Origin of the sequence: Pseudarthrobacter defluvii (genome assembly GCF_030816725.1) — a bacterium.
In the GTDB taxonomy this organism is placed as follows: domain Bacteria; phylum Actinomycetota; class Actinomycetes; order Actinomycetales; family Micrococcaceae; genus Arthrobacter; species Arthrobacter defluvii_A.
In genome coordinates this window covers 3,603,177-3,628,625 of the sequence record NZ_JAUSYG010000001.1, presented here as the reverse complement: position 1 = coordinate 3,628,625, position 25,449 = coordinate 3,603,177, and the positions used below count along the sequence as shown (strand labels likewise).

Sequence of the window (25,449 nt, the reverse complement as noted above, 5' to 3'; positions counted from 1 at the left end):
CACCGGCACCACAGGTCACAGGCGGGCATGGCCTGCTCCACAGCCACCGCACAGTAAAGCGGCAGAGCCTGTTGGGACAACAGCATCAGCAGTTCTATCTCCAGGAGAAAAGCATGAGCCTGCATCCAGCCGGGACGCTTCCGTTGCCGTCCCGCCCTCCGGAGGATGGGGTACGACGCCGGCACAACGCCAGGTGCCCGCCGGCACGGGGTGGGGCCTGCCGCAGCAGTACGCACCAAACGCTTCACAACGGCCCGGGAAAGGAACCTGGACGGCGAAGAAGGGCCTCCTGGTAGGGGGAGTGGCGGCGGTCGTTGCCGCGGCTGACGGTGCGGGCGCCTATGCCGCCGGAAACGGGGCTGCCGCTGCTTCAGCCAGCAACGGCCTGGGCGCAGGTGCCAACGGCCAGTTCGGTTCCGAAGGGCAAACCGGTATGACAGGCCCTGACGGTTTGGCGGCGGGTCCTGGTGGCCAGACCGGGATCCTTCCTCCGGGGAGGAGGAACTACGCCGGAAAATCCGTCGGAGGCAGGAAGTCCGCTGGACACGCCCCACCTGGGTCCCCGCAATTCCACGTCAAACGGTTGAATTTCGCCCCGGTTCGAAAATAAGGCTCTTGGCCGAACATTATTTCTCTTGGGCCACAAAAAGGGCACTTCCGCCGGATGGGAATCGGAAAAGTATCCTGCTGCCGAAATAGTGACATGCGGCACAATTCGCGGTTTCGTCTCACCATGTGGACGATTCCGTTCATTGTTACTTGCGAGTTGGCATTGTTACGCTGCACACTTCCAATGTGAACAAGAACTCAACAGCACCTGCAGCCGCAGAATATTGGCCCAGCACATCCGCTGCTGCCGACATGCGCTGTTGTCGAATGCACGCCTGACCTTCCCACCCACCGAAGTTCTTTAGGCATTCGCCCCTTAGCCCAGCGTCGGGCGCCCTCCCCGCTCTGTGCAAAACGGGGAAGTCAGCATTCGAGCCGCCGAGACGGCCATTTCACATTGAGGTAAAGCATTCCATGTCAGTTGCATCCGGATACGTCCACATCTCTGTCCGTAACGCCGCCAAGGCAGGCCAGCCCTCCGGCCTCCGTCCCGGCTTCGGACCCCGCCCGGCGCTCGCTCCCTCCGCATCCGGAAGCAGCTTCCCCGGTCAGGGTTTCGCCCCGCAGGGATACAACCCGAACTCCTACGGCCAGCTGCGTGCAGTGCATCCCGCTGAGCCCGCCCCCGTCACTGCCCCTACCCCTGTTCTGGCAGGGCCAAACGCCGTCCGGCCGGTAGCCAACGAAAACGTTGCCCGCGGGTTTGTCCTTTACATGGGCATCGATGAGGAAACCGCGGCCGCCGCCGGCACCTCCATCGCCAAGCTCGCGCAGGACATCCGTGCCTACGCCCAGTCCCTGGTGTCGGGGGCCGAGAGCTACGCAGCCGTGGCAGTAGCCCCAGCCGGCACCCCCGGTTCCGCGCTCGACGTCGTCCGCTCCACTTTCGGCGACCCCACCGTCAATTCCCGCCAGCGCACCGAGGCACCCCGCCCCGCCCAGCAGCAGGAACCGCGCCCTTCCGGGGTCCTCATCGACCTTGCCCGCCGCGAAGTCCACCTCGACGGTGAGTCACTCAACCTCACCTTCAAGGAATTCGAGCTCCTCAACTACCTCGTCGAGAACGGCACCCGCACCGTGGGCCGCGACGAACTGCTCGAAGGACTGTGGCGCAACGCCGAAGAAGTGCCCAACGAGCGCACCATCGACGTCCACATCCGCCGCCTCCGCTCCAAGCTGGGCCGCCTGGCCAACACCGTCCGCACCGTCCGCGGCCAGGGCTACCGGTTCTACGAGCACCCGGAGGTTGTTGTCTGGGCCGCTCCGGAGTACTCGATCTAAGTCTCTGGCGCACGAAGGCGACCTGTTCCCGTGGAGCTGGCCGCCTTCGCTTTCGCGAGGCATCCTTCGGCGCCTGCGCTCGTGCCGCCCCACCGCCTCCCTCGCCTCGCAAGCTCGGCCAGGGAACCCGGGCGGCGTGGGCCCAGCAACAACGGCGCTCTCAGGATGCCTCGCTGCGCTACGGCGACCTCCTCGCCTAAATGCCCCTTTGGCATCCCCAGCCCTCTCCAAGCACTGTGCCTCCGCGGCTGCTTGGTCCTTGCGTCACTGTGGGCTTGCTTTGGGAGCCTTGTCCATAGCTGCCCCCTGATTTCTCGGGTCTTGTGTCGTTGGCTGGTCATGAAAACGTGCTCCGCGTGACGTCGTCTCTGCCCGCTCGGCGGTGTCTCGCGCTGCTCCGTGGGCGCACTCGCTGGCGCTAGGCTTGGGCCATGAGTTCGCACCATGTTCGACGCCTTGTGATCATGCGCCACGCCAAGGCCGATTGGCCGGGTGGGGTGGCCGACCACGAGCGGCCCCTCGAGGAGCGCGGACATCGGGAAGCTCCGCTGGCCGGCCGGTGGCTGCTCAAGCACAACATCGTCCCGGACTTCATCCTGTGCTCCAGTGCCCTGCGGACCCGGCAAACCTGCACTTGGGTCTGCTCCGAACTCGGCGACAAGGCCCCCACCCCGAAGCTCGAGGACGGTCTGTATGCGGCGTCGGCCCTCCGGATGCTCACCGTGGTCAATCATGTTCCGGATACCGTAACCACGCTGATGCTGATCGCGCACCTTCCGGGCGTACAGGACCTGGCGATGCACCTTGCCTCACGCGATTCCGACCACGACGCCTACATGGACGCCGCCACCCGCTATCCCACCAACGCGTTGACGGTCCTGGAAACTGAAAAGCCGTGGGCGGAGCTCGACGGGCAGGACGCCCGGATTACCAGGTTCACGGTTCCCCGGGCGCATTAGCGGCAACCCCGCTGCCAGCGATCTCGCGCAGGAGTCCGGCCACATGCCTGATCCCCGGGCTGGCCGTCATGGTCCTGCGGTGGACCAGTCCCACCTGGCGGGCCTGGACCGGGTTTGCCACGGGAACAGCTGCAACCCCTGCCGGCAGCGCGGGCCGGCCCAGCCGCGGGACGAGTGCAACCACCACGCCCTGTTCCACCAAGGCGACGTGCGTCGCGAAATCGGGATCGTAGATCCGGATGTCCGGCACGCGTCCCAGGTCGGCGAAAATCCGGAGCAGGGCTTCGTTGCAGATCGCTCCGCCCGGGGTGCTGATCCACCGCTCGTCCACCAGTTCGGCCGGCTCAACCTCCGGCCGCTGTGCCAATGGGTGGCTGCGGTGAACCAGGAGATCGGCGACATCCTCACACAGCCATTCCAGCGTCAGGTGTTCAGGTATTACCAGCGGCACGGAGTTCCAGTTGTGCACCAGGCCCAGGTCCGCTTCCCCGTTCGCTACGCGCGCCACGGCCTCGCGCGGATCCTCCGCCAGGACAGCAACGCTCAGCGCCGTGCCGGACTGCTGCAGTCGCGCCAGCAAGGGGCCCACCAGCCCGCGACAGGCGGTGGAAAACGACACAATCTTCAGGCTGCCGCTGGGCTTTGCCGGGTCCGCCAGCAGGGTGGACTGCAGCTCCTCAAATTCGGCCAGGATACGCCGTCCGTACGACGCCAATGCGAGTCCCCGCTCCGTGAGCAGCACACCGCGGCCGCGGCGCTCCAGGACAGCGAAGCCCGCTTCCTTCTCCAGCTTTTTCACCTGCTGGGACACGGCGGAGGGACTGAACCCCATGGCTTCGGCTGCGGCGATGACGGATCCATGCTGCTCAATGCCTGCCAGGGCCCGCAGCGAGGCGATGTCGATCATGAAGCAAAGTTACATGGTCAGACGCACAAATCGGCGCTGGTGCTTCATCCGATGCTCTGCGACAGTGGAAGCGTGAATCTGCGCGACTCGCTCCTTGCCCTCCTTGTCGCCGTGCTGTGGGGCCTGAATTTCGTTGCCATCGACATCGGGCTGCACGCGGGCGGACAGAACTTCCCGCCGTTGCTGTTCGTTGCCATGCGCTTCGTCCTGGTGGTTGTCCCGTGGATCTTCTTCGTCAGGAAGCCGGACGTGAGCTGGAAGGCCATCATCGGCGTCGGACTCTTCATGAGCGCCGGCCAGTTTGGCCTCCTCTATCTGGCCATGGCCCTGGGGATGCCCGCCGGACTCGCGTCCCTTGTCCTGCAGGCGCAGGTGCTGCTGACCGTTCTCCTCGCTGCTGCCTTCCTGGGCGAGCGGCCCAATAAGCGGCAGCTGGCGGGTGTGGCAATGGGCGTCGCCGGACTCGCGCTCGTGGCGGTGGGCCGCAGTGCCGTGGCTCCGCTGCTGCCGCTGGTCATCGTCCTGGCGGCAGCCTTGTCTTGGGCGGCAGGGAATGTCATCGCCCGGAGGGCCAAAGCAGCCTCGGGGCTGGGGCTGGTGGTCTGGTCCGGCGCCGTGGTTCCACTGCCGCTGGGAGCGCTGTCCGTGCTGGTGGACGGGCCGGACACTGTGTGGCAGTCACTGTCCAACCTCCAGGCGCCGACCATGATCAGCGCGCTTTACACTGCGGTTTTCGCATCACTGGTGGGCTACGGAATCTGGAACCGGCTCCTTGCCAGCCACCCGTCGTCGGCCGTTGTTCCGTTCACCCTGCTGGTCCCGGTGGTGGGCATGAGCGCAGCTTGGCTGGTCCTTGCCGAGGTACCGTCACCAACGGAAGTGGCAGGCGGCCTGCTCCTGCTCGGTGGCGTGGCGACGGCGGTACTGACCAGTCAAGGCCGTCGGCGTCAGCGGCGGGACGCGGAGCCGCTGCCGGACCTGGGTGCCGGCTTGGCGGCAGGAGAAGCGGACGACGGCGGGCGCTTGGCTGCCGCAGCCGGGCCACCGGCCGGGGCGCGGGAGCCAGACATCCGCTGAACGGGGGACGTCTGGCCACCGGGTGTCCGGCCACCACCCCGTGATGGGGATGCCTGCGGGCTATGCGTCGCAGCCGGGACAGTCCGCTGTGATGTGGCGCGCTGTGCCGCCGGCCGTGGTGCTGGCCTGCGGGCCGCCGTCGCCCGCTTCTTCCCCGGCCACAACGCACCCAGGAAGAGGATTCCGAAGGTGGCCACGAAGGCACCTGCGGCGCCCAGGAAGTAGTTATCGGGGTCGCGGGTGGGGAGCGGGGTGCCAAGGAAGGAGCGCTGGCCGTCGAACGCCAGCTCCCAGGTGCTCAGGAACGCGAGGGAAAAGCCGAGGGCGAGGGCCGTCCCGGCGCCGGCGGCCAGCAGGGCAAAGCGGCGCCGCCGGACCAGGATTTCGGCAAGAGCGGCAAGGTAGGCCAGCGCCAGGACGCCCAGGAACGCGACGAACACCGGCTCGGCGAGGGTCATCGCAGTGAGCACCAGCAGCCCCGCAGCGACGACGCCGCAGATCACCGCAAATTTCCCGCTCTTCCCCGTATGGCGCATGTGCTCCATCATCCCCGAGGAGCAGCGCCGCTCAGGACGTAGCCGCGCATGATGGCCATGATTGCTGCAACACTTTGGTCACGGGTGCGCTCGGGGTTGTAGGTCTGCCGGTCCAGGCCCACCACAAAGCAGGCACCGAAGATGGCGGTTTCCAGGCTGCCCCGGGGCACCGATTCGTCCACCTGGTAAGTCCTCGCCACCTTTTCCACGGCCTGCCCGATGACTTCCAGGAGCTCCGCGCGCAGGACGGAAAACGTGCCCTGCCACTCGCTGGGTATCCGCCAGTTTTCACTCACCCAGAGACGGGCGAAGGAAGGGTATTCCGCCATGAAATCCATGGCCTGCCCGATCATCGCCTCCATGGCCAGCAGCGGGTCGCGGCCGGTTCCCCCGCCGTCGGCCGCGTCAAGCAGCCGGGCCTTCAGGATGTCCACACCGTACCGCAGCAGCTGCGCGATCAACTCCGACTTGCTGCCGAAGTTGTAGTAGACGGTGCCCTTGGAGACTCCGGCAGCCGCGGCGATCTCATCGACCGTGACGTTGGCCGCCCCGCGCTCGCCGATCAGCTCCATGGAAGCGTCAAAGAGTTTCTGGCGGGTGGCGTTGGTCCGTGCCGGCCGGAGGCCTTTGGCAGCGTCGGCGGGTTCGGTGGTCATACGGCGATCTCCGGTTTCAGCGTCTTGAGCGTCCAGTACTTGTTCTTGCGCACCGCGAGCGTGGACAGGGCCGCCCCCAGCAGGGTGTAGCCCAACAGGCCCGCCAGGGTGGGAAGGATCATGGACAGGTCTCCACCGTAGATCAGGTGGCGCATTCCGGTCACCACGTACCCCATGGGCAGGACCTGGTGCACCACATGCAGCGGCTGCGGCGTTGTCTGCCAGGGGAACGTGCCGCCGGATGACACGAGCTGCAAAACCAGCAGGATCAGGACCACCAGTTTGCCCGGCGAGCCCAGCAGGGCCACGACGCCCTGGATGAGCGCACTGAACGCCATGGCTGCGGCCAGCATGAACAGCCACATCAACACCGGGTGGGCGGGGTTCAGGCCCAGCGCCACATCCACCACCAAGGTCAGCAGGGAGGCCTGCACCACCGAGACCAGGAGGAAGGGCAGCCAGCCACCCAGGGCGATCTTCCACGACGGTGCGTTGGAGGCCAATGCCCGCTGCGTGACGGGGCGCATGGCCTGGACCAGCATGAAGATTCCAATCCACATGGCCAGCGTGAGGAAGAACGGTGCCAATCCGGCGCCATAGGACCCGGCCTTGGCCTGCGAGACGTTGCTGACGGCCACAGGATCGGCCATCACCTGGGACAGGTTGTTCTTCTGGGCATCGTCAGGATTCGGGACCTGCCCGGCGCCCTTCCCGATCTCGTCTGCCAGGGTCCTTGAGCCGGTGGCTGCCTGGGTGGCGCCGTCGGAAACCTGGGCGGCTCCGCCGTCGACCTTCCGGGCCCCGTCAGCCAGCTGGGCTGAACCGTCGACGGCGGTTTGCTCACCTGCCGCCAACGCGCCGGCACCGGCGTGCAGCTGGTCAGCCCCTGCCGAGGCCTGGGCAATAGCGTCCTTCAGCGCCGGCATCCCGGCCGCCAGCCGCGCTGCGCCCACACTGACCGCTTCGGAGCCGTCGGCCAGCTGCTGGACCTGGGCGGCATCCGTCTGGATCTTGCTCTTGGCCGTTGCCACGGGGCTGGACGCTGCCGCGGCGTCGAAGTCGGCCAGGACCTTATCCGCCTGGTCCTGGGTGAGGACGCCCGAGGCGACCAGCCTGCTGTTGGAGTCCATCACCCGCGAGCGCAGGCCCTGGTCCGCCGCGTCCAGCTGGGCGGCCACGTCCTGGACCTTGGCGTTCAGTTGTGCGTTTCCGGCGGCGATCTGGGCTGCGCCCGAAGCGAGCGCCTGGGTGTCCCTGGGCAGGGTGGCTGTCTTGTCCTTGAGGACTGCCAGGCCGCTGCTGAGCTGCCCTGCGCCGTCGGCCAGCTGGTTGGCGCCGTCCCGCAGCTTCAGCTGGCCGGCGTACAGCTGGTCGGCACCGCTGCTCAGGGCCGAGGTCCCTTCGTGGAGGGTGACGGTTCCGTCCCTGAGGGTGGCGACGCCGTCGGCAAGTTGGGAGGCGCCGTCGGCGGCCTGGAGCATCTTGGAGTGGATGGTGCCGAGACCGGTGAGCAATTGGTTGGCGGTTTCCTCACCCACTTCCTTGGCCACCGTGGAGTGCACGGCGGTGGTGAGCTTGTCCACGATAGTGCTCAGGAGGTAGTTGTTCGCATCGTTGGTGGTGACGTTCAACATCGCCTGGCTGGCGGAGTCGAAGCTGCCCGGGGAAACCAGGTTGGCCGAAAAGTCCTTGGGGATTCGAAGCGCAAAGGCGTACTGGCCGCTCCTGACGCCTGCATCGGCCTCTGCCGGGCTGTCCACCGGAATCCAGTGGAACACGTTGCCTTCCACCAGGCTGTCCGCCACTTTAGTCCCGGCCTCCAGCCGGGTTCCATCCGCCGCGGTTGCCCCGGAGTCCTCCACCACCAGGGCAGCATCCAGGTTGTTGAGGTGCCCGTAGGGATCCCAGTTCGCGTAGAGGTAGACCGCGCCGTAGAGCAGCGGGACCATGGTCAACGCCAGGATGGTCAGCTTGGGCAGCAGCCCGCCGGTCATGCGCTTGAGTTCGGAGCGGGCCAGCCGCAGGACAGTCACTTGGCAACCTCGGTTTCGAGTGTGGTTTCTGAATTCTCCGGGTCCTGCCCGGCGCTGGCCGCGTGCTTGCCGGCGGGGACAGTGGCATCGACCGCGTGGTCATCCTCGGCAGGGCCCGTCCCGCCGGGAGCGGGACGAGTTGGCTGAAGCTCGTCATTGCCCACCGCGGCAACCGGTCCGTCCCACGACGCCGGGACGGCACTGACTGCCGCCACGACGGCGAGCGGCCGCCCGGCGTCGTACGCCAACTCCTGGAGGCGCGGCAGCCAGGTGAGCCCGTCTGCGCTGTGCCGGTCCGGCGAGTCAACCACCAGCAGGTCTGTGCGGGGGTTGGCCAGGGCAAGCGCGGTCAACAGCTCCAGCCGCCGCCTGGGTTCCAACTGCTCCGTCCAGAGGTCCGCGATGTCCTCGAAGCGGTTGACCTTCAGCCACGGGCCGCTGAGCAGCGCCCCCCGGTAGCGGCGCGGGATCAGGGCAAGGTCCTCGGTCACCAGGTCGCGGACGCTGAGGTGCTCTTCGGGCTCGTTCACGCCGGGGGAGTCCACCAGGGCGGAGACCAGCCGCAGCTGCTTGCTCCGCGGACTGCTGTCCCAGCTGATGTCTCCACCCGTGGCCTTCATCCGGCCGCTGAGCAGCAGGGACAGTGCGGTCCGCTGGTCCTGGCGCTCGCCGGTGACCAGCAGGAGCTCGCCCCGGCGGAGGGTCAGCGAGGTGGGTGGAAGCAGCGGGTCCCGGCGTCCTTTGGCGTGGAGCTGGCGTGCTGAGAGCAAGGATTGCCTTTCGCAGAAGAAGTCTGCATTAAGGCTAACCGAACTGACTGGTCAGTTCAAATAGGGATCAGAGCCCATACTTCTCCAGCAGGCGGAGCCATACCTCGCTGATGGTGGGGTAGGAGGGGACGGCATGCCACAGCCGGTCCAGGGGAACCTCACCCACCACGGCGATGGTGGCTGCATGCAGCAGTTCGGCCACGTCCGGGCCTGCGAAGGTGGCGCCCAGCAGGACCTTGCGGTCTTCATCAACCACAAGCTGCGCCCACCCTTCGTAGTTCTCCGAGTGGAGCGAGGATCCGGCCACCTGGATGGGCAGTTCCACGGAGGATGCGTTGTAGCCGTCCTTCCGGGCGGCCTGCAGCGTGCGTCCAACGCCGGCCAGCTCCGGGTCGGTGAAGACCACGCCGGGCACGGCATGCTGGTTGGCCGTCTGGGCGTAACGCGTCCAGTTGCCGGGGGCGCCCTTGAGGTCCCCTTTGGCACGGGCAACGATGGCGTCGCCGGTGGCGCGTGCCTCGTACTTGCCCTGGTGCGTGAAGAAGTTCTTGCCTGCCGCGTCTCCCACGGCGTAGAGCCAGGGCTCGTCCCCGGGCGTCCCCTGTACCAGGCCTGAAGTGTCCGCCGACAGGGACAGGTGCCCGGATTCATCCGGCTCAAAGCCAAGGCTTTCCAGGCCAAGCCCCTCCAGTGCCGGGTGCCTGCCCGTGGAGACCAGCACCTTCTCGGACGTGACCGTGGATCCGTCGCCCAGGCTCACGGTGATGGTGCCGTCGTCGTTCCCGCTGATCCGCTCCGTGGCCGTGTGAAGGCGCAGTTCGACGCCGTCTGCCCGCAGTCCCGCCGCAACCAGTTTCGACGCCTCCTCCGGGAAACTGCCCAGCAGTCCGCTGCGCGCCACCAGGGTAACGCTTGAGCCCAGCCGGGCGAAGGCCTGGGCCAGTTCGGTCCCGGCCACGCCGCCGCCCAGAACTGTCAGCCGCTCCGGGACCTCACCGGCGGACGTCGCTTCACGGGTGCCCCATACCTGTACATCCTGCAGCCCCTCGATGGGCGGGGTGTTGGGGGTTGAGCCGGTGGCCAGCACCACGGCATGCCGCGCCCGCAGCAGGTGCTGTGTCCCGTCCAGGCCGGCAACCTCCACGGACCTCGGCCCGGTGAGCCACCCGTGGCCACGCACCAGTTCGATGCCGGTGTCCTTGACCCACGAGACCTGGCCGTCATCCTGCCAGTTGGAGGTGAAGTAGTTCCTGCGTTCCAGGACGGCGGCGGTGTCCAGGGTCCGGGTCACCGCTTCCTTGGCGCCGGGGGTAGTCTGCGCGCCGTGCAGTGCGGTCCCGGGGCGAAGCAGTGCCTTCGAAGGCATGCAGGCCCAATAGGAGCATTCACCGCCCACGAGTTCGGCCTCCACGAGCACGGCTGTCAGACCGCCCTGCACCACGCGGTCCGCCACGTTTTCCCCCACGGCGCCTGCGCCGATAACAACAACATCAAATTCGCGCTCAGCGGCCTCGGGCATCATGTGCAAAGCCTAGCGGGGACGATGGCTCCAACGGCACAAAAAAGGTCCACACCGGCGAACCGGTGCGGACCTTGTTGGTGCGCCCAAAGGGATTCGAACCCCTGACCTTCTGTTCCGTAGACAGACGCTCTATCCAGCTGAGCTATGGGCGCATTCCGTGTTCCGGGAGAAGAACCGCTCTCCCTGAACCTCGAATTACTTTACGCGAGCCGTGGCCTGATGCCAAATCAAAGCGGCTGTAATCTCCACAACTAGACCGGTATAGGTGACCTTTCTCACTTAATTCCCGTTTTCGCCGCAACAATTCCTTGATTTTCCGCGGAATCCGCGGTTCGTGACTGGAGATGTCAGTCAAGCTCCCCGAAAACTCCACTGGTCCGGACCATAGCATTTAGCTCACACCGATGAACCCGAGGAAGGGAACTGCAATGGGCGATCTGGCGCAGAAGCCGCTGCTTGAGAAAGCACCCACCACACATGCCGGCCTGCTGGCATGGGTCGAAGAGGTTGCTGAGCTTACGCAGCCGGACCGCATCTACTGGGTTGACGGGTCCGAAGAGGAAAACACCCGTCTCACCGACGAGCTCGTTGCTGCCGGAACGCTGACCCGGCTCAACCAGGATCTGTTCCCGAACTCCTTCGCCGCGTTCTCGGATCCCGCTGACGTTGCCCGCGTCGAGGAACAGACCTTCATCTGCTCGGAAAACAAGCGCGATGCCGGCTTCACCAATAACTGGATGGACCCCCGCGAGATGAAGGACAAGCTGCGCGGGCTCTTCGCCGGCTCCATGCGCGGCCGCACCATGTACGTCATCCCGTTCGTCATGGGCCACCTCGACGCCGAGGACCCCAAGTTCGGTGTGGAAATCACGGACAGCGCCTACGTTGTTGCCTCCATGCGCATCATGGCCAATATCGGTACCGCCGTTCTGGACAAGATCACCGAGACCAACGCGTCCTTCGTTCCGGCCCTGCACTCCCTGGGCGCACCCCTCGAGCGCGGCCAGGACGATGTGGCATGGCCGTGCAACCCGGACAAGTGGATCGTCCACTTCCCCGAAGAGCGCTCCATCTGGTCCTTTGGCTCCGGCTACGGCGGCAACGCGCTGCTCGGCAAGAAGTGCTACGCCCTGCGCATCGCCTCGGTCATGGCCCGCGACGAAGGCTGGCTGGCCGAGCACATGCTCATCCTCAAGCTGACCTCGCCGGAAAAGAAGAACTACTACGTTTCCGCCGCCTTCCCCTCCGCCTGCGGCAAGACCAACCTCGCGCTGCTCGATCCCGCCATCGAAGGATGGGAAGTGGAGACGCTCGGCGACGACATCACCTGGATGCGGATCGGCAAGGAAGGCGAACTCCGCGCCACAAACCCTGAGGCCGGCCTCTTCGGCGTCGCGCCAGGCACCGGCTGGGGCACCAACCCCAACGCCATGCGCGCCATCGCCAAGGGCCACAGCATCTTCACCAACGTTGCCCTCACCGACGACGGCGGCGTCTGGTGGGAGGGAATGACGGACGAGGTTCCGGCCCACCTGACCGACTGGCAGGGCAACTCCTGGACTCCGGACTCGGACAAGCCCGCGGCGCACCCGAACTCCCGTTTCTGCACACCGATCGCACAGATCGACATGCTGGCCGAGGAATACTACAGCCCGGAGGGTGTGGAACTTTCGGCCATCCTCTTCGGCGGCCGTCGCAAGACCACCGTTCCCCTGGTGACCCAGGCACGCAGCTGGACCAACGGCATCTTCATGGGTTCGACCCTGTCCTCCGAGACCACTGCCGCGGCCGCCGGACAGGTTGGCGTGCTCCGCCGCGATCCCATGGCCATGCTGCCGTTCATCGGTTACGACGCCGGCGACTACCTGAAGCACTGGATCAGCGTTTCCGGCAAGGCCAACCCGGAGCGGCTGCCGCACATCTTCCTGGTGAACTGGTTCCGCCGCACGGCTGACGGCGGCTTCGCCTGGCCCGGCTTCGGCGACAACGCCCGCGTCCTCAAATGGGCCATCGAGCGGATCGAGGGCAAGGCGGACGCCGTCGAGACCCCCATCGGATACGTCCCCGCCGGGCACGCGCTGGACGTCACCGGCCTGGACCTGACCCACGCCCACGTTGAAGACGCCGTCCGCGTCGACCGCGAAGAGTGGGACGCGGAACTCGCCTCCATCGAGGAGTGGTACGCCAAGTTCGGCGACTCGCTGCCGGATGCCCTGCGCTCCGAGCTCGATTCCCTGAAGGACCGGATGGCGGACCACAGCTAGCCAGCTGGGTTCAACCAGACGTAACGACGGCGGCCCCGCACCTTTTCGGAAAAGGTGCGGGGCCGCCGTCGTAATAACAAGGCTCGGCGTCGGCCACTCAGCGCGTCAGCTGGCGAGCCAGATGTCCGGGCCGAAGACCTCGTAGTGGATTTGGGTGGCCGGGATGCCGGCGTTGATGGCTTCGTTGCGGATGTTCTTCATGAACGGCAGCGGGCCGCACAGGTACAGGGAAGCGTTGGCGGGAAGGTCCACTTCGCGGAGGGACATGAATCCTTCCTTGGCACCGTCAACAGGCTTCTCCAGCCAGAGCTGCAGTTCGGCACCGTCCAGGCGATCGACGTCGTCCGTCATCTGGCTGCGCAGGGCCCAGCTGTCCGGGGTGCTCTCGGCGTGGAGTACCAGGACCTGGCGGTCGGAGCCGGACTCGGCGAGGGAGCGGAGGATGGAGGCGGTGGGGGTGCAGCCGATGCCGGCGGAGGCCAGGACCACGGGGCCGTCGCCCTCCTTGAGCGTGATCTCGCCGTAGGGGTTGGAGATCTCGACGACGTCGCCCACCTGGACGCTGTTGTGCAGCACGGGGGAAACCTCGCCGCCGTCGTCCAGCTTGGTGGTGAAAGTGCGGCTGGTGCCGGCGTCGCCGGAAAGGGAGTACTGGCGGACCTGGCGCAGGCCGTCCGCAACGGCCACCTTGACGCTGATGTACTGGCCGGGAAGGGCCGGGGTGACGGGGGTGTCATCCGCGGGCTCCAGGGTGAAGGTCATGGACCCGGTTCCCGCCGGGGTCTTGGCCGCCACGCGCCACGGCATCCACATCCTGTCATTGGCCTGGGCGGCGTAAAGGCCTTTCTCGAGCTTGATCAGTGCATCCGCCATCAGCCAGTACACCTCGGTCCAGGCTTCGGCGATCTCGGGTGTGATGACCTCGGCCAGGTCCTCGGCGATGGCGCCGAACAGGTGCTCGTAGACCACCTGGTACTGCGGCTCGGTGATGCCCAGGGAGGCGTGGCGGTGGGCGATGCGGGAAAGGACCGTCTCCGGCAGGGTGCCCGGGTTGTTGACCAAGTGGGTGGCGAAGGCGGCAATGCTCCCGGCCAGGGCCTGCTGCTGGTTGCCGGAGCGCTGGTTGGAGCGGCTGAACAAGCCATCCATCAGTTCGGGGTGCGCCGCGAAAAGGCGGGCGTAGAAGTTGGGGGTGATGGATCCGATCCGGGAACCGACAAGCGGCAGGGTGGCCTCAATAACGGGGCGGGACTTGTCCGACAGCATCTGAACTCCTGAGGTTATGGCCGGGGCCTTCGTCCGGCCGGAGGAAAACTCATATTTGAAATACGAGTATTTCTGCCTCAGTTCTACACCTTGTAGAAGTTTGAAATCAAACCGGGAGCGGGCACCCGGATAAGGCAGCTAAAGCCCGGGCCGGAGGCCGATCATCTGGAACACCGGCGCCATCTGCCGGGCCTGGGGGAGTTCCCCGATCACCACGGAATCGAGCTCGGCATAGAAGGCCTCGCGGGCGCGGGCCAGGGCGCCCCTGAGTCTGCACTCGTTGATCAGGGGGCAGTTGCCGCCGGGTGCCACGCAGTCGGCGGGATCGGTGCGGGTGTCGAGTTGCCGCAGGATCTGGCCCACCGTGGCCACCCGGCCTGCATGGCTGAGCCGTGAACCCCCGGAGCGGCCGCGGACAACCTCTATGAGGCCCATGCTTCGCAGCTTGGCCATGGCCTTGCTCACGTGGTTGTAGGGCGTGCCCACCGAATCCGCGATGCTTTGGGTGGTCAGCAGCGTGCCGTCCGGAACGGCTGCGAGCACCATGAGTGCGCGCAGGCTGACGTCAGCGAAGGCATTGATTTTCATGGCTGCAGATCCGGTCTAGTCCACCCAGATAGTGGGTTCGCTGGCATCCGCGCCCAGCTCGCCGAATTGCCAGGTCTGGGTGGTTGCATTGGGAGAGTACGGCAGCACGGCTGCGAACAGGGAACCGTCCCTGTGTTCAGCGGCGACGTGGATGGCGTCCGAATCCTCCTCCATCAGGAGAATGTCGCAGACCACGGCGGCGGCGCGGAAGTCGTCGCGGTTCTGCCGCAGGAGTGCCTGCAGGTCCGCGATCATGGCGTCGGCGTCAAAGTCCCCGTCGCTGCCTTCCGTGGCATCCGCGGGGGAGACGGCAACCAGCCGCACCTCGCCGTCGTTCTGGACTGTCAACGCGAAAGGCAGGAAGCCGCCATTGCGCTGGAGCTGCTCCTGGGCCGCGCTGACGCCCGTGCCCAGGAGGTTTTCCAAGTCAGTTGCCGTGGCCTCGGAGACGGAATCGCGCCAGCTTTCCTGGCCGCTGGTTCCGTCCGCTGCCTGCCCGGTCTGTTCAGTCATCCGGTCCTAGGCCCGCACCAGGGACAGGACGCGGTCGCGGACGCGTTCCATGGTGGCCCGGTCCGTGGCCTCGGCGTTGAGCCGCAGGAAAGGCTCCGTGTTGGACGGGCGGAGGTTGAACCAGTAGCTGCCGTCGTTGGCCGTGAAGGTGCTGCCGTCCAGGCTGTCGATGGTGAGGTCCTCGTCCGCGAAGGCCTGCCGGACCCGCTCCACTGCTGCGGGCTTGTCCTCGACCTCGGAATTGATCTCGCCGGAACTGACGTAGGGCTCATATTCGCGCGCCAGCTCGGAGAGCGGGCCGTCCTGCTCGCCGAGGGCGGCCAGGACATGCATGGCGGCCAGCATGCCGGTGTCCGCGTTCCAGAAGTCGCGGAAGTAGAAGTGCGCGGAGTGCTCGCCGCCAAATACGGCGCCTTCCTTGGCCATGACTGCCTTGATGAAGGAGTGGCCAACGCGCGTGCGGACGGCGCGTCCGCCGTCGTGCTCCACCAGTTCGGCGACGGCGCGCGAGGTGAGCAGGTTGTGGATGATGGTGGGGCTATCCTCACCCTGGGCCCTGGCCCGGGCAATTTCGCGGCGGGCCACCATGCCGGTAATGGCCGACGGCGACACGGCCTCGCCCTTTTCGTCGATGACGAAGCAGCGGTCGGCGTCGCCGTCGAACGCCAGGCCGATGTCCGCACCATGTTCGATGACAGCAGCCTGCAGGTCGCGAAGGTTTTCCGGCTCCAGCGGGTTGGCCGGGTGGTTGGGGAATGAGCCGTCCAGTTCGAAGTAGAGCGGAACGATGTCGAAGGGCAGCTTGGGGAGCAGTGCGTCTCCCAGGACGGCGGGAGTGGTCAGCCCGGCCATGCCGTTGCCGGCGTCCACCACCACCTTCAGCGGGCGGGATGCGGAAAGGTCAACGAGCTTGCGGAGGTACTCGGAGTAGTCCTTGAGTACGTCGCGGACGCTGATGAGGCCCTTGGTCCCGGAAGCGGGAATGGAGCCGGCGTTCAGGTACTGCTCGGCGAGGGCCTGGATGTCCTTGAGGCCGGTTTCCGAGGAGATGGGCACGGCGCCTGCCTTGGCCATCTTGATCCCGTTGTACTCGGCGGGGTTGTGGCTGGCGGTGAAGGTGGCACCGGCACGGTTGAGGAAACCGCAGGCGAAATACAGCTCATCCGTGGAGATCAGGTCCAGCAGCTCGACGTTGGCGCCGCGCGCTGCCGCTCCATTGGCGAAGGCCTTGGTGAACTCGGGGGATGAGGGGCGCATGTCCCCGCCCACCACGATGGTCTGGCCCTCAAGCTGCAGGACGTCCACGAACGCTGCCCCCACGGCTTCGACGATTTCGGCGGTGATCGACTCGCCGACAATCCCGCGGACGTCGTAGGCCTTGAAGGATGCCGAGAGATCAAATGTCGTTGTCTGTTCGCTAGTCACGGGCTTTATCTTACGTGTGCGGCGCAGGTGGCCAAGGGGCTTTGGGAGAACTTGAGTAACAGCCGCTGCTTTGGAGCAGGGATTCGGCCTGGTTTCCACATACCGGCCCTGGTGCGGCGCGGGGTGTCGGAGGGTGCTGGGATACTGAATCAATGGCCGATAACCAGTACGCTTCCACAGTTTCCGTTACCGCAGTTGCAGATACATCAGGTCCGGACGCGCCGGGAACCTCCACCCACCACGAGGCGCTTGAGGTTCTCCGCGGGCTGGTGGGCAACCAGGGCGCCGTCTTCCACGACGGCCAGTTTGAAGCCATTGACGCATTGGTCGACGGCGGGCGGCGGGCCCTGGTGGTCCAGCGCACCGGCTGGGGCAAGTCCGCCGTGTACTTCGTCGCATCCCTGCTGCTGCGGCGCCGCGGAGCCGGACCCACCCTGATCGTCTCGCCGCTGCTCGCCCTGATGCGTGACCAGGTGGCTGCCGCCGCCCGGGCCGGGGTACGTGCCGTGGCCATCAACTCTGCCAACCAGCTGGAGTGGGACACCGTCCGTGAGCAATTGGCCGCCGATGAGGTGGATGTCCTCCTGGTCTCCCCGGAACGGCTGACCAATCCTGCCTTCCGGGAGACCCAGCTGCCCGAACTCCTCCGCCGGACCGGGCTGCTGGTCATCGACGAAGCACACTGCATTTCAGACTGGGGCCACGACTTCCGCCCCGACTACCGCCGCATCGCCGACCTCATCACCCGGCTCCCGGACTCCGTTCCGGTCCTGGCCACCACCGCCACGGCCAACTCGCGGGTGGTGCACGATATCGAAGAACAGCTCGGCGCGGGGGTCCTGACCATCCGCGGTTCCCTGGGCCGTGACTCGCTGCGCCTGGGAGTCCTGGCGCTGCCGGATTCCAAAGCGCGCCTGGGATGGTTGCTGACCCACCTGGCAGACCTCCCCGGCAGCGGCATCATCTACACGCTGACCGTTTCCGCGGCGGAGGATACCGCCCGGCTGCTGTCCGAAGCAGGACACAATGTGCTCGCCTACACGGGGCGCACCGATCCGGCGGACCGGGAGCGGGCAGAGCAGCTGCTGAAGGACAACCAGGTCAAGGCGCTGGTGGCCACGTCCGCCCTGGGGATGGGCTTCGACAAGCCCGATCTAGGTTTCGTGGTGCACCTGGGTGCGCCGTCATCGCCAGTGGCGTACTACCAGCAGGTGGGCCGTGCAGGCCGTGGTGCCGCCAACGCCGACGTCCTGCTGCTGCCCGGGGCCGAGGACCGGGAAATCTGGCAGTACTTCGCCACCGCGTCCATGCCCTCCGAGGAAAAGGCGGCCGCCGTGCTGACGGCGCTGGCCGAAGCCGGTTCAGCCCTGTCAACGGTGGCGCTGGAAGCCCGGGTGGACCTTCGCCGCACGCCGCTGGAGCTGCTGCTCAAGGTCCTGTCAGTGGACGGCGCCGTGGAGCGGGTCGGCGGGGGCTGGCGCTCCACCGGCCAGCCGTGGGTTTACGACGCGGAACGCTACCGCCGCATTGCCGAAGCACGCGTGGACGAGCAGGACTCCATGGTGATCTACCAGGACACCGCGGGCTGCCGGATGGAATACATCACCTCGGTCCTGGACGACGAAACAGCCCGTCCCTGCGGCCGGTGCGACAACTGTGCCGGCCGGTGGTTCCCCGCGGATGTGGCGGCGGATGCCACGGCAGCGGCCGGCCAGACGCTGAGCCGGGCAGGAGGCGTCCTGGAACCGCGGCTTCAGTGGCCCAGCGGCATGGACCGGTTGGGGGTGCCGGTGAAAGGCAAACTCAAGCCGGGCGAAGGACTCTCGGAGGGGCGCGTCCTGGCCCGGTTGACCGATCTGGGGTGGGGCGGTGCGCTGCGGGAGCTGTTTGCTGCCGGCGCCGGGGACCGGCCGGTGGACCCGGCGATGCTGCAGGCATGTGTGCAGGTCCTGCGCGAATGGGGAACCGGCGATGGCCGGAACCCGGGATGGAGCGGTGCGGGCAGGCCGGCCGCCATCGTTGGTGTTCCGTCCCGCAGCAAGCCGCAGTTGGTGGGGTCACTGGCCCGGGGCATCTCCGAGATCGGGCGCATCCCCTACCTCGGCGAGCTGCAGCTGGCGCACGGCGGCCCTACCGGCGGCCGCGGAGGCAACAGCGCCTACCGGCTGGCGGGGGTATGGGACCGGCTGGTGGTGGGGCCGGAGCTCCAGGCTGCCCTGCAGCCGGTCCAAGGCCAGAGCGTGATGCTGATCGATGACCTTGCGGACAGCCGGTGGACCGTCACCGTTGCGGGGCGTGCCCTTCGGCAGGCCGGGGCGGGAGCGGTGCTGCCCCTGGTTCTGGCTCAGGCCGGCTGACTGCTGCCCCGGCATGCCGGGACAGCAGCAGGCTGTCTGCGGTGCTGGCGAGCATCAGGACGGCCATGGCCAGGAACGCGCCACGGAAGGGCGCGGCGGGATCCTGGGGGACCAGGGCCGGCCCGTGGAAAGTCCTGATCAGCAGGGCCGCAATCGCGATGCCGGAACCCGTGCCAAGCTGTACCAGCGTGGCGGAAACCGTGTTGGCGGAGGTCAGTTGCGCCGCCGGGATGTCCGCGTACTGCACCGAGGCGTAGGCGGAGAAGCCGATGGAGCGGAAGGCGCCGCTGCACACCAGCAGCACGACGATCAACGCTTCAGGGGTCGCGGGCGTCAGGAAGGCACAGAGGGCGAAGGTGACGGCTGATGCCAGGGAGGCGAACACCAGCATTGCCTTGAAGCCGAACTTCCGGATGAGCGGCGTGGTGGCCGGTTTGATTCCGATGTTGCCGACGAACACCGCCGCCACCATGGCCCCGGCCTGCAGCGGCGACCAGCCGAACCCGGTCTGGAACATCAGTGGCAGCAGGAACGGGACGGAACTGATGGTGACCCGGTAGACGAATCCGCCGGTGGCCATGGCGCGGAATGTCCGGGTGCGGAAGACTTGCAGGTTGAACAGCGGATGGGCGGCGCGGCGCATCCAGAGTACTGCGCCAGCAAGTGCTGCGGCACCAGCCGCGGCGCTGATTCCGGCCCAGGGCAGCTCGGGGTGGCTGCTGGCGAGCTCCAGGCCGGCCACCAGCGCCCCCACTCCGACCGTGGTAAGCACCATCCCGGGCCAGTCCAGCCGCCGTCCGGGATCGCCCGGCGCCACCGGAACCAGCCGCAGGGCGGCGAGGAAGGCGGCAACGCCCAGCGGAAGGTTGACCAGGAAGATCCAGTGCCACGACAAGTAGGTGGTGAGTGCCCCGCCCACCAGCGGCGCAAGGACCGGCGCCAGGAGCCCGGGCCACACCAGGAATGCGGTGGCCCGCAGCAGTTCCGACTTCGGTGTGCCGCGCAGGACCACCAAGGTTCCCACCGGAACCATCATGGCCCCGCCGGCGCCCTGGGCAACCCGGCTCAGGGTCAGCGTGGCAAGGTCCTGGCTGAGCGCGCAGGCCAGCGAAGCAAGGGTGAACACGGCGATGGCAGAACAGAAGATCCGCCTGGCGCCGAACCGTTCAGCCAGCCAGCCGCTGATGGGGATGCCGACGGCCACCGTCAGCAGGTAGGCAGTCATGGTGATGTTGATGTCGGCGGCGGGAATGGCGAAGTCCGCCGCGATGCTGGGGATCGCGGTGGTGAGGACTGTCCCGTCAAGGAATTCCATAAAGAAGGTCGCCGCCACCAGGAGCGCCAGGCGAGGATTCCATCCTGAACGGGTTCCGTCCGGCTGGTGTGGGTTGCTGCGTGCCGCCATGGGCTAATCCTGCCACCGCCGCCACCGCTTTCGCCCTTCACGTCCGTGTATTGGACAGCGTTTTCCGATGTTGATTGCCCAGCCACGCGCATGCCCCGGAGCGTCCTAAGGTTGTTCGCGTTTTCGAAGCTTGAACGCCCGGATCTGCGAAGCAGCCCATGACTGACGGGAGCCCAGGCTGCAGGGGCCGTAGTGCAGGTACTCCCGGAAACGCAAAAGGCCCCGGTCCTGGGACCGGGGCCAAACGCGGAGACGGGGGGATTTGAACCCCCGGTCGAGTTTAACCCCGACCCTTCATTAGCAGTGAAGTCCATTCGGCCGCTCTGGCACGTCTCCAATTGCTATTCCTAGCCCACCAAGGATACGCAGATCCGGGCATGCAGTGCAAAACGGTTCCCGCCCGTGCCCCGGGCCCGGCGCTGCAGCCACGCCCGCCCTATGGAAAACGCTGCTCCTGGCGGACCATGCGGATCTCGGGCAGATCCTCCCAGCCGGCCAGGACGTCCTCGGCCCCGTCGGGTTCAAAGCCGAAACGCCGGTAGAAGCCGATGGCCCGGCTGTTGCCGGCGGCCACCCACAGGCTCGCCGCGCTGGTACCGATGGCCGCTTCCACCAGGCGGCCGCTCAGGCCGAGGCCCTGGTGCGACGCGAGCAGGTACAGCCCCCACAGTTCCAGGTCTCCGGACGACGGCGGCGGGTGCCCTTCCGGGGAACCGGGCGCGGGCAGGCGGCGCGCGCCGGCGAACCCGACCACCGTCCCGCCGTCGCACGCCACCCACGCCTCCGCGGGCTCCGGGCGGTCCAGCAGGTGACGCCACAACCGCAGCCGGTCCGCCGGATCCACGGCAGCCAGGAAGGCATCGGACAGCATGCCCCGGTAGGTCTCCTGCCAGCAGCGGACGTGGACCAGGGCCAGCTGCTCGATGTCCCCGGGGCCGGCTCTCCGGACCGTCAGACCAGAATCCAGGGCGTTCAGCCTGCCAGCGCCTTCCACAGGAAGTGCTGGCTGCGGGCCTGCAGGGCGGCGGCCTGCCGGTTGTCGGATGCGCCGGCGTGCCCGCCTTCCAGTGCCTCGTGGAACCAGACGTTGGGGATGCCCATGGCCAGCATCCGGGCCGCCATCTTGCGTGCCTGGACCGGGCCCACGCGGTCGTCCGAGGTTGCCGTCCAGATGAACGTCTCCGGGTACTCCACGGCATCCTTGAGCAGGTGGTAGGGCGAGAACGTCCTGATGTACTCCCACTGTTCGGGAACGTCCGGGTCCCCGTACTCGGCAATCCACGAATGCCCGGCGGAGAGCCTGGTGTAGCGGCGCATGTCCAGCAGGGGTACCCCGCAGGAGACAGCCCGGAACAGCTCCGGGTAGCGGGTGAGCATGTTCCCCACCAGCAGGCCGCCGTTGGAGCCGCCCACGCAGCCCAGCCGCCGGGGTGAGGTGACGCCGCGCGAGATGAGGTCGCGTGCCACCGCTGCGAAGTCCTCATAGGCGCGGTGCCGGTTTTCCTTCAGCGCGGCGCGGTGCCAGCCCGGACCGTATTCGCCCCCGCCTCGGATGTTCGCCACCACATACACGCCTCCGCGCGTGTGCGGAGCCTTGCCGTCACTGCCATCCGACAAAGTAGTCCGCCGCTCCAGCCACGCCCGGCCCACGGTGCCGCTGTACGCCGGCGTCCGGGAAACCTCAAACCCGCCGTAGCCGGACAACTGGGTGGGGTTCTCCCCGTCCAAAGCCAGACCCCGCGGAGCCACCTGGAAATACGGGACCCGGGTGCCGTCGTCGGACACGGCGAAGTGCTGCTCCACCTCATAGTCCCCGTCCGCAAAGAACGACGGCGAGGTCTTGACCGTTGCGTGCCGGCTCACCACGCCGGACGTCCCGGCGTCGCCGTCCTCCGTCACGCCCCGCTCCAGCGTGCCCCGCATCAGCGTGGTGGGGGTGGTGAAGCCGGTGGCGACGAGCCAGAAGTCGTCCCCTGCCCCGCCGTCGGCCGGCGCCTCGTCCTCGTCGTCCACCGCGTACGCGTTGACGTCGTGCAGCGGCGGGCAGGCATCCAGGGGAGTGGCCGCCCAGCCACCGTCCGCGCTGCCGCTGCCCCGGGAGGGGTCCAGCACCCGGATCTCGGAGGAAACGTCCTTGAGCAGGTTGAGCAGCAGGAAGTTGCGGGTCCAGCTCCAGGACTGCAGCGAGGTATGGCCATCCGGCGTGAACAGGATGATGGGCTGCCGGGTGCCGGCGAGGTAGTCCTCGAAATTGGCCGCGAGCAGCGATCCGGCCCGATAGGTGACCCCATCCAGCACCCAATCCTGCTGCGGGCGGAAGAGCAGCCATTCCCGGTGTGCACTGACGTTGACGTCGGTGGGGACGTCAATCTGCACCCAGGCTTCGTCCCGCAGCACAAAGTTGGCGCGGTTGAAGAAATCGATGTAGTCGACGGCGAAAGTCCGCTCAAAGCCGGGCGTGGAGTCGTGCGCCGCCACGGCCATCATGTGGTCTTCCGGCACCTCGAAAAGGCGCGGAGCTGTTGCCAGCGGTTCCCCGCGCTTGAGGGTCACCGCCGTGCGGGCGTACGAGGACGCCGTCTTGGGCAGCCCCTCCGCGGTGGAGGCCACCAGCAGCGTGCCGGCATCCAGCCAGAAGACGTTGCCCTTCGCCGTCGGCAAATCAAAGCCGCCGGCGGCCGGATCAACAAAGCCGCGTGCCTCGACGTCGTACTCCCGGTAGCGGTTTGCGTCGCCGCCGTCGGGGGAGAGGGCCAGCAGCGCCAGCCGGTAGGGCTCCCCGGCAGCGGGGCGCAGGAACGCCGCGCCGTGGAAGACCCATTCCACTCCTTCGGCGCGGGACAGCTCATCAACATCCAGCAGGACGTCCCATTCCGGGGAATCGGTGCAGTAGCTTTCCCAGGTGGTGCGCCGCCAGAGGCCCCTGGGGTTTTGGCTGTCCTTCCAGAAGTTGTAGTACCAGTCGCCGCGCTTGCTCACCATGGCGATCCTGTCGTTGGAGTCCAGGACCTCCAGGATGCCCGCTTCCAGTTCGGCGTAGCCGTCGTCCTCCAGCAGGTCCTCGGTGCGGGAGTTCTGCTCCTTGACCCAGGCCAGCTGCTCCTCGCCGTAGATGTCCTCCAGCCACACGTTCTCGTCGACGGGTTCCGGTGCAGTTTCCCGCGGGTTGTTGCCGGAAGTGTCCCGGCCGGGACCGGGAACGGACACTTGATCAGCTGCTGTGGTGGTCATGCGCCCCATCCAAACAACATCGCCCAAGGCTGGCAAGTCACACGGCGGACGCGGGCCCCGCGTTCAGCCCGTACGCTGGATTGCGTGGAATTATCGCAGAGCAACCGGGCCGTCATCATCGGCGGCGGCCCCCGCGGCACCAGCGTGCTGGAGCGGATGCTCGCCCACGCAGCGGCCGCCGTCGGGCCAGTGCGGCTGCACATCGACGTGGTGGACCCCTACCCCGCAGGCCCCGGCCGTGTCTGGCAGCCAGGCCAGTCCCGGTTGTTCCTCATGAACACCCAGTCCTTCTATCCCACCCTGATTCCCCAGGATCCGTCGCTGCCCGCACCGGTTGCCGGCACCACGTTCGACCAGTGGCGGGTGAACCAGCGCCGGGACCCGTTGCCGGAGCTCACCGCGGAGGAAACGGCGGAGCTGGCGGTGCTCGAGTCCACTGACTTCCCCAGCCGTGCCCTCTACGGACGGTACCTGCGCAGCACCCTCGAGGAGCTGCTGGGTAAAGCGCCCGACGGCGTTACGGTCCAATTCCACGAAACGTCCGCCCTGTCGGTACGCCCCGTGGGGGACGGAAGGTACGACGTCGGCCTGGCCAGCGGAGTGGACATCCGCGCCAATTCCGTGGTGCTGGCGCTGGGGCACATTCCGTCGCGACTCAACCCGGAACAGCGTGAGCTGCAGGTTTCAGCCACGCAGTTGGGGTTGCAGTACTTCCCTCCTGCCGTGCCCGCTGATGTTGAATGGTCCCGGGTTCCTGCGGGGGAGCCTGTCCTGGTGCGCGGGATGGGCCTGAACTTTTTCGACACCATGGGCCAGCTCACCGAGGGCCGCGGCGGGAAGTTCGTGTCCACGGGCAGCGGGCTCGAGTACGAACCGTCCGGCCAGGAACCCCTGATCATCGCAGCGTCCCGGCGCGGGACGCCTTACCGGGCAAAGGCCGCCCTCACCGGCTATTACGCCTCGTCCGTCACGCTGCGCTACCTCACGGAGGCCGCCCTCGAGCGGCTGGCGAAGGCCGGAATCCGCCCGTCGTTCGACCACGACCTCTGGCCGTTGCTGCACCGCGACGCCCTCTGGGCCTACTACTCAACCCTGGTGCGCTCGCAGCCAGGGGCGGTGCCCGACGCACCGGCGTTCCTGGCAGCGCTGGAGGAAGCCCTGCAGCCGCACGCGCACAGCGCCGTCAAATGGGAAGACAACGTGGAGAGTGTCCTGGCCATCCACGTTGGTCCCCGGCACCGCCTGGACCTGCCCGGACTTGCGGCTCCCCTGGCCGGCCGCTCATTCGCCTCCCGCGCCGAGCACGACGCTGCAGTGGTGGAGTTCCTGCTCGACGACGCACGCCGCTCCGCTTTGGGTGAGGACGATCCGGTGAAGATGGCCATCGCAGCGCTGCACCACGGACGTGCAGTGCTCAAGACGGCAGTGGCCGACGGCGGCATCACCGATGAGTCATGGGTCGCCGGACTGCGTGGCTGGTTCGAATCCTTTGTGGAGGGCTTGGCCAGCGGGCCGCCCGCACTGCGGGCCGAACAGCTCGCCGCACTGGCACGGGCCGGGGTGGTCAGCTTTGTCGGGCCGGACCCCAAGTTCCGGGTGGACCGGAAAGCAGCGGCATTCACCGCGGCTTCGCCCTGGGTTGTGGGGCCGCCGGTGACCGCCCGGACCATGGTGGAGGCACTGGCCCCCGGCAACCGGGTCTCAGCCAATGACTCACCCGTGCTGGCGCAGCTGCTGTCCGACGGGCTGGTGCGCCCCAAACTCATGATGACCCCCGAGGGTGCTCCCGTCGAGTCCACCGGCCTGGATGTAGAGCCCCACCCATACCGCCCGGTTGCCGCGAACGGATCCGTGACGGAAAACCTGTATGTGCTGGGGCTGCAGCTGTCCTCCGCCCAGTGGGGCACCGCCATCGCCGCCGAGGCAGTCCAGGCTGACACCCCCGCGTACCGCAGCGGCCAGCGCACGCTCCGCGACGCCAACGAGATCGCAGCCGCCATCCTCAACCAGGCTTAAATGGCGATGCGCCATCACTTTTGGTCGCTAAACC

General features: G+C 67.2%; 18 protein-coding genes and 2 tRNA genes. 6 read left to right on the top strand and 14 right to left on the bottom strand.

All coding sequences use genetic code 11. The features are described 5' to 3' along the window. The first annotated feature begins 1,023 nt into the window (after nucleotides 1–1,023). Nucleotides 1,024–1,890, top strand: coding sequence for a winged helix-turn-helix domain-containing protein (locus QF031_RS16825; RefSeq protein WP_307430727.1), 867 nt, complete (start codon nucleotides 1,024–1,026; stop codon nucleotides 1,888–1,890). A gap of 431 nt (nucleotides 1,891–2,321) precedes the next feature. Continuing rightward, a complete protein-coding gene (locus tag QF031_RS16820) occupies nucleotides 2,322–2,849 on the top strand; it encodes a SixA phosphatase family protein (protein ID WP_307430724.1) in 528 nt (175 codons plus the stop codon). Here the strand turns inward: QF031_RS16820 and QF031_RS16815 are convergent. Further along, nucleotides 2,827–3,756, bottom strand: a complete 930-nt coding sequence (locus QF031_RS16815) for a LysR family transcriptional regulator (protein WP_307430722.1) — start codon at nucleotides 3,754–3,756, stop codon at nucleotides 2,827–2,829. The two genes, QF031_RS16820 and QF031_RS16815, sit on opposite strands and share 23 nt — an antisense overlap. Before the next feature lie 72 nt (nucleotides 3,757–3,828). On the opposite strand from QF031_RS16815, the gene QF031_RS16810 reads away from it, so the two are divergent. Continuing rightward, complete coding sequence (locus tag QF031_RS16810) at nucleotides 3,829–4,833, top strand: EamA family transporter (RefSeq protein WP_307430719.1); 1,005 nt, start codon at nucleotides 3,829–3,831, stop codon at nucleotides 4,831–4,833. A gap of 544 nt (nucleotides 4,834–5,377) precedes the next feature. Here the strand turns inward: QF031_RS16810 and QF031_RS16805 are convergent. The 5 genes from QF031_RS16805 to QF031_RS16785 form a co-directional block, all read right to left on the bottom strand. Continuing rightward, on the bottom strand, nucleotides 5,378–6,025 hold the full coding sequence (locus tag QF031_RS16805; RefSeq protein WP_307430716.1) for a TetR/AcrR family transcriptional regulator: 648 nt from the start codon (nucleotides 6,023–6,025) through the stop codon (nucleotides 5,378–5,380). Then, nucleotides 6,022–8,058 (bottom strand): YhgE/Pip domain-containing protein, encoded by a 2,037-nt coding sequence (locus QF031_RS16800; protein WP_307430714.1) that lies wholly within the window; start codon nucleotides 8,056–8,058, stop codon nucleotides 6,022–6,024. Before QF031_RS16800 ends, QF031_RS16805 begins: the two co-directional genes overlap by 4 nt. Further along, complete coding sequence (locus QF031_RS16795; protein WP_307430712.1) at nucleotides 8,055–8,828, bottom strand: ABC transporter ATP-binding protein; 774 nt, start codon at nucleotides 8,826–8,828, stop codon at nucleotides 8,055–8,057. The genes QF031_RS16800 and QF031_RS16795 overlap by 4 nt, the downstream gene beginning before the upstream one ends. A 67-nt stretch (nucleotides 8,829–8,895) precedes the next feature. Further along, the gene (locus QF031_RS16790; protein WP_307430710.1) at nucleotides 8,896–10,350 is read right to left on the bottom strand and encodes a dihydrolipoyl dehydrogenase family protein; all 1,455 of its coding nucleotides are present in this window, start codon (nucleotides 10,348–10,350) and stop codon (nucleotides 8,896–8,898) included. A gap of 75 nt (nucleotides 10,351–10,425) precedes the next feature. Then, nucleotides 10,426–10,502: transfer RNA gene (locus tag QF031_RS16785), tRNA-Arg, on the bottom strand. A 276-nt stretch (nucleotides 10,503–10,778) separates the two neighbouring features. On the opposite strand from QF031_RS16785, the gene QF031_RS16780 reads away from it, so the two are divergent. Then, on the top strand, nucleotides 10,779–12,614 hold the full coding sequence (locus tag QF031_RS16780; RefSeq protein ID WP_307430707.1) for a phosphoenolpyruvate carboxykinase (GTP): 1,836 nt from the start codon (nucleotides 10,779–10,781) through the stop codon (nucleotides 12,612–12,614). A 105-nt stretch (nucleotides 12,615–12,719) separates the two neighbouring features. On the opposite strand, the gene QF031_RS16775 is transcribed toward QF031_RS16780, so the two are convergent. From QF031_RS16775 to QF031_RS16760, 4 genes are all read right to left on the bottom strand, one after another. Further along, nucleotides 12,720–13,880, bottom strand: a complete 1,161-nt coding sequence (locus QF031_RS16775) for a globin domain-containing protein (protein WP_307430704.1) — start codon at nucleotides 13,878–13,880, stop codon at nucleotides 12,720–12,722. 138 nt (nucleotides 13,881–14,018) lie between these two features. Next, nucleotides 14,019–14,468 (bottom strand): RrF2 family transcriptional regulator, encoded by a 450-nt coding sequence (locus QF031_RS16770; protein ID WP_307430701.1) that lies wholly within the window; start codon nucleotides 14,466–14,468, stop codon nucleotides 14,019–14,021. A gap of 15 nt (nucleotides 14,469–14,483) precedes the next feature. After that, the gene (locus tag QF031_RS16765; RefSeq protein WP_307430698.1) at nucleotides 14,484–14,981 is read right to left on the bottom strand and encodes a hypothetical protein; all 498 of its coding nucleotides are present in this window, start codon (nucleotides 14,979–14,981) and stop codon (nucleotides 14,484–14,486) included. A 6-nt stretch (nucleotides 14,982–14,987) separates the two neighbouring features. Further along, the gene (locus QF031_RS16760) at nucleotides 14,988–16,406 is read right to left on the bottom strand and encodes a phosphomannomutase/phosphoglucomutase (RefSeq protein WP_307430695.1); all 1,419 of its coding nucleotides are present in this window, start codon (nucleotides 16,404–16,406) and stop codon (nucleotides 14,988–14,990) included. 152 nt (nucleotides 16,407–16,558) lie between these two features. Here QF031_RS16760 and QF031_RS16755 point away from each other — a divergent pair, with 152 nt between their 5' ends. Continuing rightward, entirely contained in the window at nucleotides 16,559–18,763 is a 2,205-nt protein-coding gene (locus QF031_RS16755) for a RecQ family ATP-dependent DNA helicase (RefSeq protein WP_307430692.1), read from the top strand. Here the strand turns inward: QF031_RS16755 and QF031_RS16750 are convergent. The 4 genes from QF031_RS16750 to QF031_RS16735 all read right to left on the bottom strand — a co-directional run bounded on the left by QF031_RS16750 (nucleotide 18,687) and on the right by QF031_RS16735 (nucleotide 23,399). Continuing rightward, nucleotides 18,687–20,168 (bottom strand): MFS transporter, encoded by a 1,482-nt coding sequence (locus tag QF031_RS16750; protein WP_307430689.1) that lies wholly within the window; start codon nucleotides 20,166–20,168, stop codon nucleotides 18,687–18,689. The two genes, QF031_RS16755 and QF031_RS16750, sit on opposite strands and share 77 nt — an antisense overlap. 247 nt (nucleotides 20,169–20,415) lie before the next feature. Continuing rightward, nucleotides 20,416–20,504 (bottom strand) — tRNA-Ser (locus QF031_RS16745). Between the two features lie 100 nt (nucleotides 20,505–20,604). Continuing rightward, entirely contained in the window at nucleotides 20,605–21,162 is a 558-nt protein-coding gene (locus QF031_RS16740) for a GNAT family N-acetyltransferase (RefSeq protein WP_307430686.1), read from the bottom strand. Continuing rightward, nucleotides 21,141–23,399: a prolyl oligopeptidase family serine peptidase gene (locus tag QF031_RS16735; protein WP_307430683.1), complete on the bottom strand. Its 2,259-nt coding sequence runs from the start codon at nucleotides 23,397–23,399 to the stop codon at nucleotides 21,141–21,143. Before QF031_RS16735 ends, QF031_RS16740 begins: the two co-directional genes overlap by 22 nt. A gap of 84 nt (nucleotides 23,400–23,483) precedes the next feature. Here QF031_RS16735 and QF031_RS16730 point away from each other — a divergent pair, with 84 nt between their 5' ends. Next, a complete protein-coding gene (locus QF031_RS16730; RefSeq protein ID WP_307430680.1) occupies nucleotides 23,484–25,415 on the top strand; it encodes an FAD/NAD(P)-binding protein in 1,932 nt (643 codons plus the stop codon). Nucleotides 25,416–25,449 lie beyond the last annotated feature (34 nt).